This window comes from Rubripirellula obstinata (assembly GCF_001642955.1).
In the GTDB taxonomy this organism is placed as follows: Bacteria; Planctomycetota; Planctomycetia; order Pirellulales; family Pirellulaceae; genus Rubripirellula; species Rubripirellula obstinata.
In genome coordinates this window covers 1-13,242 of record NZ_LWSK01000038.1, presented here as the reverse complement: position 1 = coordinate 13,242, position 13,242 = coordinate 1, and the positions used below count along the sequence as shown (strand labels likewise).

Here is a 13,242-nt window from a genome sequence, read left to right as displayed (position 1 = left end):
TGCGTCAACTTCCTCTCCCTTAATCGAAGTAATAGAAAAACGCTGGCTTGGTCCCGAGTTCTTCTTTGAGGATATAGACACGTTTGTTTTGCAGGATCCAACGAATGTTGGAATCCTTGTCCAGGATATTGCCGAAGACGCGAGCACCGGTTGGACAGGCTTCCAAGCATGCGGGCAGTTTTCCGCGACGAGTTCGATGCAGGCAGTACGTACACTTTTCAACAACGCCGACCGGACGAATCCGATTACTCAGATAGCTCTGGTCGGGATTCACTTCTTTGGCTGGAACTTCTGGTTCCTTCCAATTGAAACGCCGCGCGTGATACGGACACGCAGCTTCGCAGTATCGGCATCCGATGCACCAGTTGTAATCAACGACCACGATGCCATCTTCTTCTTTCCAAGTCGCTTTGACCGGGCAAACGTCAACGCATGGTGGTTCGTCGCACTGTTGGCATTGAACGGGTAAATAGAATTTGTCGTCCTTGGGCACCACGCCTGAATAGGTCGTGGAACCTTGTTCCATATCCATCGTACCTTTGGGCATTTCCAAAACACGAATGTAGGACTGATTCGTCGCGCGGTCGTGATTGTTTTCCTGGTGGCAGGCTTCCACGCATTTACCGTTACCGTTGCAAACGCTTAAATTAATCGCATAGACAAACTTTGTGCCTGGGATCGGGCGGTCGTCACCGATCGTTACATCGGCACCGTATTTCTCTTTCGTTTCTGCTTCCAGACGGGCGATCACTTCGTCCTTTTGCTCGGGCGATAGCTCGGTGTAATGCTGCTGCATGAACTCCGCCGCCGTCGTGTTCTTGGCGGCTTGTCGGAGTGGCGAGATTGCCGCGACGAATGCACCAGCGCCAAGCGTGGCAAAGGCTCCTTTGACAGCCGCTCGTCGCGAAAAGTTTTCGATGATCGGTAGCGAGGGATGGTTGGTCATGTAGGGCGACTCTCGCGGAGGTTTTGGTAGAAAGATCGGAGGTAGTAAACTTTCAGGGCCAGGTTGTTCCTCATTTTTTTACCTCCAACTTTTCGTCATGGTGATCTTCGACGGGTGCGTTAAAGCGGTCTTTGGGTTTGAAGCCGACGATCATCTTGGGATAGCTCGGTGCATGCGGATCATGGCAATCGATGCAGTTGTTTTTCATCTGCGGGCCGCGACTCAAATCCCAGTGTCCGTTCATCCCGCCATGAGCCCCATTGGCAAAGGATTCAGCTTGCTTGCTATGGCATTGGGCACACATCGTCATCACATCTTGATAGGCGACGGATGTTCCATCGGCTAAACGTAGCGAGTCGGAATCTTTTGGATTGTGACATGCATAGCACGCGACTTTGCCGTGGCTGAATTCCATGCCCTGGTGAAATTCATCCAGCGTTGCAACAGTTTTGTTTTCAAGGTTCGGCTTACGGACGCTGTGGCAAGTCGAACAAGCGACACTGCCGGTGCGGCCTTGCGGGTCGGTACCGGCCAGTTCAATTCGCGGCGGCCCAATCGGCTTGCGAACGATAACGGGAAAAGGGGTTTCTTGAGACTCCGTTCCCTCCGCTGCAAGCCTAAGATTGCGTTGGGTCTCGATGCCCTCCTGAATAAACTGAGACGCATCGGCACGCCCGGTGTGCGAATCCGCTCTAAAGCCTGATTGCAAGACGGCTGCGACAATCATGGAAGCAATCACGCACAAGATTCCCGCGAAAATCAGGTTAGCGATCCGTGGCATGAATTCTGTTCCAAAGAGAGGTTTCACTGACGACGTTTAATGTATACATTCAGGTGCGGGTTAGCGATACACCTGTTTTGATCAACACAACTTCTTTTTCGGAATGTATCTCGGTGCCAATCAGCGGTCTTGTCGTGACTTTTCGATCTTCCGTGATGGAACACTCGGATACGATCAAGGCGATTGGGGACATTCCGGAGATTGAATTGGGTGATGCTGCTGGCAGCAAGTTAGCGATCATGATCGATTCAGCAACGAAACGTCGCGACCAACAGATATGGAACACGTTACAACAGTTGCCTGGCGTTACCGACTTGGCTGTCGCCATGGTCGCGTTCGATGGTGAACTACCCATAGGTAGCAACCCTGACGACGAAAAAACAAACGGCAAGAACGATCGAACCAGGGATCAATCATGATGGACTCTAAGCGTCGAACTTTTTTGAAGTCCACCGCGATGGCAGCGGCCAGTTCGATGGTCGCGAGCAATGCGTCGCTTCCCGTCGTTTACGCCGATCAAGGTGTCGCTGATTTGCCCGATGGTGATGGGCTGTCCTGGAACAAAGCACCATGCCGGTTTTGCGGTACGGGTTGCCATGTCCAAGTCGGTGTCGAGGATGGTCGCGTCGTCGCAATCGCGGGCGACAAGGCGGCGGACGTCAACAAAGGCCTTCTGTGCGTCAAAGGTTATCACGTCGGCGGAATTCTTTACGGCAAAGATCGCCTGACCAAACCTTTGCTTCGCAAAGATGGCAAGTTAACGGAAATTGAATGGGACGAAGCGATCGAGATCGTTGCCAAGCGGATCTACGATTCGCCGGAAACGTTTGCGATTTATGGCAGCGGTCAATGGACGATTCCTGAAGGCTACGCGGCTCAGAAATTCATGAAGGGCGGGCTGGGCAACAACCATATCGACCCCAACGCTCGCTTGTGCATGGCATCCGCGGTGACCGGATTCTTGGGGACCTACGGCGTCGATGAACCGGCCGGGTGTTACGACGATTTGGACGAGTGCGATGTGGTCATTACTTGGGGCAACAATCCAGCGGAAATGCACCCAGTTTTGTTTTCTCGTGTGACCGATCGTCGATCGCGTGGCGAAAATGTTCGCTTGATCGACATTGGAACGCGTCGAACACGAACCACCGACGCTGCGAATGTTTATCTGGAAATGAAACCTCACGGCGACGTTCCGATCGCGTTGGGGATCATGCACTTGCTGATCGAAAACGGCAATTACGATCGATCGTTCGTCGAACAGCATTGCAACTTTCGTGCTCATCCCGAAAGCGGCAAGTCTTTGTTTGGTGAAGCGATTAGCGAAGATGAATTCCGAAAACGAATCGCCAAGTACACACCGGAACACGTAGAAGAGCTTTCCGGAATTTCGGTAGACGATCTTCGCATGCTGGCCGATCTGTTCGCCAATCCTGACATTCGCATCACGTCGTTGTGGTGCATGGGAATGAACCAGCACACGATGGGCACGGCTGTTAACACGCTGGTCCACGGCGTCCACTTGTTGTCAGGTCACTTTGGGAAACCAGGTGATGCGCCGACCAGCTTGACCGGTCAACCGTCGGCATGCGGTACCGTTCGCGAAGTCGGCACTTTGGCGCACGCGTTGCCCGGTGGTCGAATCGTCGCCAAGCCAGAACACCGCAAGCAATCAGAAGAATTCTGGAACGTCCGCGAAGGCAGCGTGAACGCGGTGCCTGGATATCACACGGTGAAAATGTTTGATCAGTTCACCAAGCCAACATCGGATGGTGGTGACATCACGACGATGTTTGTTCAAGTGACCAACCCCGGGCAAACACTGCCAAACCTAAACAAACTGTTCAACGACAAGGAACCGCTTGATGACAAGTTCTTAATTGTTAGCGAGGTGTATCCAACGGCGACCACCGAATTGGCCGATTTGATTTTGCCGGCCGCAATGTGGGTTGAAAAAAACGGTGTCTATGGCAACAGCGAACGTCGGACGCAGCAATGGTTCAAGATGGTCGATCCACCCGGCGAGGCTCGTGACGACACGTGGATGACGATCGCGATCGCGCACAAGTTGTTCGAGATGGGTTACGAGGGAATGAAGGACAAGGACGGCGAATTTATCTTTGCGGTCAAGGATGATGCGGGCAAGGAAATTCCAATTTGGAACTTCGATAACTACTACGACACCAATGTCGACAAACATTTGTTCGAAGAGTACCGACAGTTCACAACGATGAAGCACAAGAATCTGGCTCCGTATGATGAATACGTCAAAGCCCGCGGATTGCGTTGGCCAGTGGTCGAACAAGAAGACGGTTCATGGCGAGAAACCCGTTTTCGTTTTTCAGGGTTTGACGATCCGTTTGTTGCGGAAGGTGAAGAGTTTGATTTCTACCACTCGTCCAGCAAAGATGGTCGAGCTCAGATTTGGTTCCACGAATACGAACCACCACCGGAAATTCCCGACGATGAATATCCGATGTGGCTATGTACGGGCCGAGTGCTGGAGCATTGGCACACTGGCACCATGACGCGGCGCTTGGAACCACTCAATCGAGCGATGCCGACTGGTTACGTCGAAATGCACATGGAAGATGCGAGGGCCGCGAACATCCGTCAGGGCGAAGTGGTCATCGTTGAATCTCGCCGTGGCTCTTGTGAATTGCCCGTTTGGATTGACGGTCGCGGACGTCCACCGCGCGGTTCGATCTTTGTTCCCTTCTTTGACGAAACCAAGCTGATCAATGACGTCACTTTGGACGAACATTGTCCGATCTCAAAACAGCCTGACTACAAAAAATGTGCTGCCCGAGTTGTGAAGAAGGCTGCGGCTAAGGTGAAGTCATGAATCGATTGACAACCGTTTTCCTTTCGCTGGTGATCGCAGTCGCCGTGATCGGATACTTCGTCGGCATCGGTGATGGCGTCCCACAGCCGGATGGGTTTTACGAGTCATCATTGGTCGATCGCGATTTGTCTCAAGCGGCAGCCAATGACGTAAAGCTGATCCCCGCGGTCAGTTATTCAGAGATTTCCAGCACACCGATGGGCCCGACAAAGTCATGGCAAGCAAAACCGCAAGCCTTGCCCGGTGGGGATTACGATCTTTACACAAAGATTGAACCGAGCGAAGCAGAGAAGGAAGCATCGGGAAAGCTGCGAGCATCCCGCCGCTCGTTCAACGGCGCGCCACCCATCATTCCTCACCCGGTCGAAAACACAACCGACGCGGCTTGTTATGCGTGCCATTCCAATGGTGTTCAGATGGCCGGTTTGAAAGCTAGCGTGATGTCGCACAAGTTTCTGGGAAATTGTGTCCAGTGTCATGCTCCGATGGCACCGGTACCGTTTCAAGATGTCGATGCGAGTGTCGAAACTAGCTTTGTCGGCCTGCCCGCACCGACGCAAGGCAAGCGAGCCTTTCAAGGTGCTCCGCCAACGATTCCGCATTCGCAGTGGATGCGAGAAAACTGTAACGCTTGTCACGGCGGCCCCAACGGTTGGGCTGGCTTGGAATCAACCCATCCATGGCGAACCAATTGCACGCAGTGCCACGCGCCGTCGGCGACTCTCGATCAAATGCCCGAGGCCGAAATCGTACCCATGCTGCCGCCGCTGGATGTGGTGCGTCGCTGATGCGAGTTTTTGGTAGAAAGATTGAAGGTAGAAACATTTCAGCTCAAAATCAGTCCCCTATTTTTCTACCTCCAATCTTTCTGCCAAATAAATTAGTTCTGTGAACGATCGCCCAACCATCAATCGCCGCGACCTACTTCAAGGGCGGTTTTGGAAGCTGATCGGTGGCTCGAAGATCGTTCCGCTCGTCAAACGCTACCCAAAGCCTGAACCGACCAAAGCGACTCCGGCGAAAGCGATACAGGGAATTTCGATTGAACCAGTTCGCACGACGGACCTGTCCCAGAATCCATCACGAACCATTCCCGTCCATCGGCCTCCCGGTGCGATCGCCGAGTCACAATTTCTTGCTGGCTGCACTCGGTGCGGTGACTGCATCACGGCATGTCCGTACGACGCGATCCGTAAAGCACCCGAGCGACTCGGCAACGTCGCGGGGACGCCCATCATCGATGCCGATACGTCCGCGTGCATGATGTGCGAAGACTTTCCCTGCATCGCATCCTGCGAACCCAGAGTGCTGGTTGATTCTGTTCCGCCGATCATGGGCACGGCGAAAGTGACCGAGCATCTATGCCTTGCTCACCACTCAACGACTTGTACCGTTTGCAGCGAACGTTGCCCAGTCGATGGTGCGATTGTGGTTGCCAACGGCAAGCCAACGATCATCGAAGACACTTGCACCGGATGTGGCGTCTGCCGCTACGTTTGCCCAGCACCTGAAAATGCGATCCTGCTGATGCCTGCGTTTGAGAGGCCCGGGGTGGGTGGAACGCCGTGAAGGGTTCCAAAATCGTTTAACCGCGTGGGCATCGCCCCGCGCGTTTCGCCCCGCGTGGACGCGCGGGGCGATGCCCACACGGTTAAACAGTTAGAAAACTCTTTACGGCCCGGGGTGGGTGGGCAGAGAAGTTGACGCAGAGCCGCAATAGACGCGAAGCCGTAGAGGTTTTGCGATATTGGTAACATGAAGTAAATCTCAAGAATCCGTCTTTGCATTGAAATCTCTGTCACTTTTCTCTGCGTCCCCCTGCCTCTTGGGACTCAGCGTCACCTTCTTTTTTGCAACATCATGAACGACGAACTTCCCGAAATTCTTCAAGCTGAATGGGCTTCCGATCAGGTCCTGCAATTGTTTGCCGATTTGCGAGACGGGGCCGATGTGAAGCATGTGCAACTGAAATCGACTCGGACCGATGCCACCGTCACACTCGCCGAAGCACGCGATGCGTTCGCCGCCAAAGAAGCGATCGCGATCCAAATTCGATACCTGTTCGAGAACGAAATGTGGTGCGACACGATCATGCCCGGCGATCCCACCACCAAGATCATTCGCAACCGGTTACCGAGTGTTCTAAACGAATGACGCAACGAAACCGTGGCAAATCGTTCCAAGACAAATTGCTTTTATCATCGCTCGACCGATTGTTCTCGATTGAAATCGTCCGTCAGAACTGAACTCCCGTTGCGAAGGTGATTCCATCCAGGCCGATGGTGCTGTGGGAATCGACGGGGCCGCCGGCGTCGAGCCAAAGTTGGCATTCGTAGCCAGCTCGGAAGAACATTCCAGCCGAGCGGCCGATGGACTGGCCATACTGAACGCCGATTCCAAATTCGACGTTACCAAGAACTTCTCGCTGGATCGCGATGTCTTCTAATTCAGTCGTGAACGCTCCCTTCATTTCGTAGATCCGCTGTTCCGTGTCGCTGACCAGCAACGATCCACGTGTCGTTGCAAAGATTCCAAACGGACTCGATCCTATTCCACGGGTCAGTTGTGCGGATGCGGTTGGCCCGGCACCTTGGAACTTCAATTCATTGCGAACGGTTTCTTCGAGCGATCCGTCTGGGTTAAACACATCGCCTCGAGAAGTTTGGTGCATGTCGGCGATACGAACGCCCAGTCCGAACAGGGCGCGAGAGCGTTTCCAGCGAACAACTTGAGTCGCTTCGAAGTCGAGCGAATTGAGGGTTAACGAATGATCGGAAACGAGTGTCTGGCCGACGTTGGCGTTGGCGTTGCGGGACAGGTTTCCACCGGCACCGTAAACAAACAGATACACCGGAGTCGCTCCGGCCACGGCGGTGACTGCTTCGGTGTTTGCAGATTGATCAAATCGAAAATACGTTGCACGAAATCCAGTTCCACTGCACGACTGCCAACCGAGCCACGCTCGCGGCGAAAGTTCATAGTCATAGTCAAACGGAACAAGCGTGTTTCCGACCGGCGGGTCAACGATCATCGCGACGTTTTGGTCAAAGTTCGCTCGCATCCAAAGGAAATCGATTCCGCCAAAGAATCCACCTAGTGAATCGGCAAATGTATCGAGTGTAAAGATTGGCGAACTGTCGATCACAGAACCGTAGCCGCCGACGACGACACTTGGATCAGCACAGATGGGGGCTGAGCCCGATGTCGGTGGCGTCGTCCAAGTGGAGTAGCCATCTTCCGGTTCAGAACAGTTTGCGTAGCCTTGATAGGGAACTGCCGGCTGCATCGTGTGCCCGCCCCGGTAACCCTGCCAAACGGAAGTTGTTGGGCCATATCGCACATCAGTTCTCGGCTGACAGTTGTGCCACTGGGAAGGCGATTCACAATTGCACGACTGTGAGAAACAAAGGTTTTGGCTCGCGGAGACCAAAGCAAACGCAAATATCATCCTGAAACAGTTCATAAGGCCCTCCCTGGCCATCTATCTGAATGGATGCCCATCGTGGGCGACAGAATGCTTTATCTGCACTCACAGATGTAGATTATTAGCTGAGGTATTTGCTGCTCTGGAAAAACTGAATTGGTGAATCGGTTTTGACGTTCAATTAGAAATTTCGGAAATCTGCACAGTGCACACCTACGATTCGCTATCAATGGTTTGCAATTGCTCAAATTTGCCTTGAGGGCTAAACTTAGTTCTGCACCCAAGCATGCATTTTGTGAGGTGTTCATTTAGTCCTGCTTCTTGTCTTGAATTTCTGGTCTGTTTTCTCGAATGCTTTCCAAAACCGCTGAATACGCTCTCCGTGCGGTTGCTTGCATGGGAAGTCAGATTGATCGGCCGGTTTCAGCGAACTTGCTCGCCGAGCAAACCAAGGTTCCGCGTCGCTACCTGACACGCGTGCTGCAAGATCTCTGTGCTGCTGGAATGGTAAAATCGCGACCGGGGCCCGGTGGCGGCTATGAGCTGAGTCACGCGACTAGCAAAGTGACGATACTGGATGTAATCAACACTGTTGCACCGATCGCTCGCATTAAGAAGTGTCCACTAGGACTCAAAACGCACAGTAGCCTTTGTCCGCTGCACGCAGAACTCGACAAGGCATACGAGGCAACGGAAAAGGCGTTTGCCGGTGTAACGATTCAAGACCTGGTCGAATCGGCCAGCCCAATCGTACCGCTGTGCGAAAGCCATTGAAGTGCCCGACGCAACCTTGTCCTAGTGAGCTTCTAACCAATTCTCGCCGACGCCCATTTCGATTTCGATGGGAACTTTCATGTCCAGCGTATTCTTCATTGCCTGCTCGATCACTGGCATCACGGTTTCTTGTTCGGACTTCAACATGTCGAAGACAATTTCATCGTGAACGGTTAGCACCATTTTGGTTTTGAAGTTTCCGTCGGCTAAAGCTTCATGCACTCGGATCATCGCCAGCTTTAACATATCAGCAGCGGTTCCCTGGATCGGACTGTTCATTGCCAAACGCTCGGCAGCCTGAACACTGCCACGACTTCGCGAATTGATGTCTCGCAAATACCGCCGACGCCCGGTTTGAGTCGCGACGTAGCCATGTTCTTTGGCAAACGCGATCGTGCGGTCAATGTAGTCCTGAACACCGGGATACTTTTCAAAGTAGTTTGCGATTAATTCAGACGCTTCCGCACGCGGAATGTTGAGCCGTTGTTGAAGTCCGAACGCCGAAATTCCGTAGATGATTCCAAAGTTAACCGTCTTCGCTTTCGCACGCATTTCGCGAGTCACTTCGTCGACGTCAACTTTGTAAACCTTGGCTGCCGTTACCGTGTGAATGTCTTCGCCGCTGGCGAACGCTTCCATCATTCCTGGATCACCGCTCAGTTCCGCCATCACTCGCAATTCAATCTGCGAATAATCAGCACTCAAGATCAAATGGTCATCATCACGCGGGACAAAGGCGGCGCGGATTTCGCGACCACGTTGTTTGCGAACCGGAATCGTTTGCAGGTTCGGATCAGCCGACTGCATTCGGCCGGTCGCGGTCCAAGATTGGCTGTAATGAGTGTGAACGTGCTTTGTTTTTTCGTTGACGGCCAGGGGCAATTGATCGACGTAGGTTGATTTCAGTTTCCGTGCGTTTCGGTAATCCAAAACATCAGCGATCACCGGATGTTTGCCCGCAAGCCGTTCCAATTCGGCTTCACGAGTCGAATACTGGCCCGTCGCTGTCTTCTTTGGGTTCTCTTCAAGCTGCAATTCGTCGTACAGCACGATGCCAAGTTGCTTTGGTGAATCGACGTTAAATTCGTGGCCCGCGGCTGAAAAAATCCGAGCCTGCAGGTCTGCGATCTCCTTTTCTAGAACGGTCGAGTATGCCGCGAGCGCTTCAGTGTCCAAGCGGATTCCTTCAAATTCCATATCGACCAAGACAGGAATCAGCGGGCATTCGACTTCGTAGCAAACCTTGCTGACGCCGCGTTCTTCGATGTCAGGAATCAGTGCATGGGCGACTTGCAGGGTCACGTCGGCGTCTTCGCACGCGTAGTTGACCAGATCTTCCAGCGGCACATCACGCATGTTTTTCTGCGGCGGATCCTTGGCGGTCTTGGGCTTGGGGCCAATCAAGTCCGACGTCGCGATCGGCTTGTAATTCAAATATAGCGTTGATAAATAATCCAACCCGTGCCGCATCTCGGGTTCCTTCATCGAATGTGCCAACATTGTGTCGAACAATTCGCCACGCACATCGATCCCATGCCATTTCAATAACGACATGTCGTACTTCAAATTGTGGCCGATCTTCTTGATCGATTCCGATTCAAAAATCGGACGAAACTGATCCAGGATCGCGGCACACTGTTCGGCATCTTCGGGAATCACCACAAAGAACGCTTCGTGTGGTTTGATCGCGAACGAAATTCCTAGCGGCGATGCAACACGAGGATCCAGCCCAGTAGTTTCGGTATCGAAACAGAATGAATCTTGTTTCAACAGCAAGTCGATCAGCGTTTGGCGTTCTTCGTTCGTCGTTACGGTTTGGTAGTCGTGCTTGACGTCGTCAATCGTTTTCTCATCGACCGGATCATCGAACAGCGTCGCCTGAATTTCGGTTTCCCGTTTTTCGCGAATCACCTGAGCTCGGTTGGTGGCGGACGAGAACGATTTGCCAAACATCTTTTTGCCCAGCGAATCAAACTCCAACTCCATGAACAATTCTTTCAGTTCCTTCGTTTCATTTTTTTGCCGCTTGAAGGATTCGATCGGCAAATCATGAGGAACATCCAACTGGATCGTCACCAGTTTTTTGGACAGCAGCGCCAGTTCGACGTTCTCTTCAACCCGCTCGCGTTGTTTCCCTTTCAGTTCGGTCGCATGTTCGATCAGCGATTCGATCGTCCCGTACTTTGCAATCAGTTTTTGTGCCGTCTTGGGCCCGATACCGGGAATGCCAGGAATGTTATCGCTGCTGTCGCCCATCAAGCCCAAAATATCGATCACCTGATCAACACGTTCGATTTCCCACTTCGCCAACACCTCCGGAACGCCGATCAATTCCACTTCGCCACCCTTGCGACCAGGTTTGTAGATCAACACTTCGTCACGAACCAGTTGGTGATAATCCTTATCCGGCGTCACCATCAGCGTTCGGAATCCCTGGTCGGCTGCCTGCACCGCTAGCGTTCCGATGATGTCGTCGGCTTCGTAACCGGGCATCTTGATGATCGGAATCTGCATCGCGGTGAATAACCGATCGATGAAGGGCTGCTGCGCCTGCATGTCCTCGGGCATCTGGTCCCGCTGTGCCTTGTACTGCGGATAATCGATGTGACGCTGAGTCGGTTCGCGAGTGTCAAAGGCGACGGCGATGTGAGTTGGATCTTCGCGGGCGAGGATATCCAGCACGGCGTTGGTCATGCCGAATACGCCCGACGTACACAGACCACCGCTGGTGTAGCGATGGCTGCGAATCAGCGCAAAGTGGGCGCGATAAAACAACGCCATGCCATCAAGAAGAAACAGTTTTTGCGTTTCAGGAAATAACTCAGCCGTGCTCATTGGTCGCCTTCGTATTGCAATTGAATCTTGGTGTCGGGCAGCTTGGATTGCAGTTTCTTAACACCCGATTCAGTCACCCCGGTTCGCGTCACGATCAGATCTTTCAAGTTGACCAGCGATTCCAAATTAACGAGTCCATCGTCGGTGATCGTTGTTGAACCGAGATGCAGAAACGTCAAGTTCGTCATCGAGCCAATCGATGCCAAGCCAGCGTCAGTAACCTTGGTGTTGTCCAAGTTCAACGATTCAAGTTTTTTGAGTTTTGAAATCTCGTTTAGACCCGCGTCGGTGATCGGAACTCGCCATAGGTTTAATTGCTGTAGGTTTGTAAGTTTCGCAAACGTGGCGGCAGAATCATCGGTGAGTGCTTGGCATTCACTGACATCAAGCGATTTCAAGTTGGACAGCGCCGCAAGCTTTTCAATTCCATTGTCCGTGATCGCCGTTCCCGCAATGCGAAGTTTGGTCAGCTTTTCAAACCCCGCGATCGTCGCCAAAGCTTGATCGCTAATGTCGGTCTTGGCGAGCAACAATTCACGCAGATCGGTCGATGCTTTCATCGCCGCGATTCCGTTGGAGCTGACGGGAAGAAAGTCGAGTGCAAGCACTTTCAAATTGTGCAAACCGCTCAGCGCCGCAACACCCTTGTCATTGACTTTGCTGTTTCCATCCTTGCCGCTCAGTTTGATGACCTTGATCGATCGCTGCCCAGCAATCAGTTTCAGGTCGTCGTTGGTGGCGGCAACGTTTCGATAATCGACTTCGATTAATTGACCAGCGTCATCGGTTTTGACCGCTCCAATCACTTGGTCGATCTGTAACGGTGCAGTCGCGTCGGTTTGTAAACTGTACGACGTCGGCCCGGTATCGGATTGTGAAAAACAGCCTCCTAGGAAAGTGGCTAAACAGATCGCTAGCAGTGCAATTTGCTGAGGTCGCGGCATGACGTTGATCGTGGACGGAGCGTTTGGAAGTTTGCGAGATGCGTTGTTTTTACACTGTTTGACGTTCGTTGCTCACCAGTCCAGTGCCATCTTCCCTGTTGAATCGTTCGGATGGTGTCCGAGGTCTTCTCGATGTAACGATCTTGCGGGGCTAAGTCCAACGCCGCGAAGAGTTTTGGGTCCGGAAAATACGTTACTGCGCGTTAGGCCCGGAGAGCCGGCAGCTCTCTGCCGGGTGCGCGAGCACCCGGATGGCTGTGTTACTGCGCGTTATGCCTGGAGGGCCGGTAGCTCTCTGCCGGGTGCGCGAGCACCCGGATGGCTGCGTTACTGCGCGTTAGGCCTGGAGGGCCGGTAGCTCTCTGCCGGGTGCGCGAGCACCCGGATGGCTGCGTTACTGCGCGTTAGGCCTGGAGGGCCGGCAGCCCCCTGCCGGGTGCGCGAGCACCCGGATGGCTGCGTTACTGCGCGTTAGGCCTGGAGGGCCGGCAGCTCCCTGCCGGGTGCGCGAGCACCTGGATGGCTGCGTTACTGCGCGTTAGGCCTGGAGGGCCGGCAGCCCCCTGCCGGGTGCGCGAGCACCCGGATGTCTGCGTTACTGGGCGTTAGGCCTGGAGGGCCGGTAGCTCTCTGCCGGGTGCGCGAGCACCCGGATGGCTGCCCCGCATCAATTCTCTGGCTCGGTTTCGCGGC

Annotated in this window: 11 protein-coding genes; 6 read left to right on the top strand and 5 right to left on the bottom strand. The window is 53.4% G+C overall.

Translation table 11 applies throughout. From position 1 onward, the window contains the following. Positions 1-19: 19 nt before the first annotated feature. Positions 20-946 carry a 4Fe-4S dicluster domain-containing protein gene (locus RC85_RS11455; RefSeq protein WP_068262646.1) on the bottom strand — a complete coding sequence of 309 codons (927 nt, stop codon included), beginning with the start codon at positions 944-946 and terminating at the stop codon, positions 20-22. 70 nt (positions 947-1,016) lie between these two features. After that, the gene (locus tag RC85_RS11450) at positions 1,017-1,727 is read right to left on the bottom strand and encodes a cytochrome c3 family protein (protein WP_068262643.1); all 711 of its coding nucleotides are present in this window, start codon (positions 1,725-1,727) and stop codon (positions 1,017-1,019) included. A 134-nt stretch (positions 1,728-1,861) separates the two neighbouring features. Between RC85_RS11450 and RC85_RS11445 the strand changes: the two genes are divergently transcribed. The 5 genes from RC85_RS11445 (at position 1,862) to RC85_RS11425 (ending at position 6,726) form a co-directional block, all read left to right on the top strand. Beyond that, positions 1,862-2,146: a hypothetical protein gene (locus RC85_RS11445; RefSeq protein ID WP_235033173.1), complete on the top strand. Its 285-nt coding sequence runs from the start codon at positions 1,862-1,864 to the stop codon at positions 2,144-2,146. After that, positions 2,143-4,572, top strand: coding sequence for a molybdopterin-dependent oxidoreductase (locus RC85_RS11440; RefSeq protein ID WP_084422577.1), 2,430 nt, complete (start codon positions 2,143-2,145; stop codon positions 4,570-4,572). The genes RC85_RS11445 and RC85_RS11440 overlap by 4 nt, the downstream gene beginning before the upstream one ends. Next, positions 4,569-5,360, top strand: coding sequence for a diheme cytochrome c precursor (locus RC85_RS11435; protein ID WP_068262636.1), 792 nt, complete (start codon positions 4,569-4,571; stop codon positions 5,358-5,360). Before RC85_RS11440 ends, RC85_RS11435 begins: the two co-directional genes overlap by 4 nt. Before the next feature lie 100 nt (positions 5,361-5,460). Further along, positions 5,461-6,141 carry a 4Fe-4S dicluster domain-containing protein gene (locus RC85_RS11430; RefSeq protein WP_068262633.1) on the top strand — a complete coding sequence of 227 codons (681 nt, stop codon included), beginning with the start codon at positions 5,461-5,463 and terminating at the stop codon, positions 6,139-6,141. A 291-nt stretch (positions 6,142-6,432) separates the two neighbouring features. Beyond that, complete coding sequence (locus RC85_RS11425) at positions 6,433-6,726, top strand: hypothetical protein (RefSeq protein WP_068262631.1); 294 nt, start codon at positions 6,433-6,435, stop codon at positions 6,724-6,726. Positions 6,727-6,808: 82 nt separating this feature from the next. Here the strand turns inward: RC85_RS11425 and RC85_RS11420 are convergent, their stop codons facing one another. Beyond that, positions 6,809-7,858 (bottom strand): Lpg1974 family pore-forming outer membrane protein, encoded by a 1,050-nt coding sequence (locus RC85_RS11420; RefSeq protein ID WP_235033172.1) that lies wholly within the window; start codon positions 7,856-7,858, stop codon positions 6,809-6,811. A 489-nt stretch (positions 7,859-8,347) separates the two neighbouring features. On the opposite strand from RC85_RS11420, the gene RC85_RS11415 reads away from it, so the two are divergent. Then, positions 8,348-8,770, top strand: a complete 423-nt coding sequence (locus RC85_RS11415; RefSeq protein ID WP_068262625.1) for an RrF2 family transcriptional regulator — start codon at positions 8,348-8,350, stop codon at positions 8,768-8,770. A gap of 21 nt (positions 8,771-8,791) precedes the next feature. Here the strand turns inward: RC85_RS11415 and polA are convergent, their stop codons facing one another. Both polA and RC85_RS11405 read right to left on the bottom strand, forming a co-directional pair. Next, on the bottom strand, positions 8,792-11,605 hold the full coding sequence (polA, locus tag RC85_RS11410; RefSeq protein WP_084422576.1) for a DNA polymerase I: 2,814 nt from the start codon (positions 11,603-11,605) through the stop codon (positions 8,792-8,794). Then, complete coding sequence (locus RC85_RS11405) at positions 11,602-12,549, bottom strand: leucine-rich repeat domain-containing protein (protein WP_068262622.1); 948 nt, start codon at positions 12,547-12,549, stop codon at positions 11,602-11,604. The genes polA and RC85_RS11405 overlap by 4 nt, the downstream gene beginning before the upstream one ends. Positions 12,550-13,242: the final 693 nt, after the last annotated feature.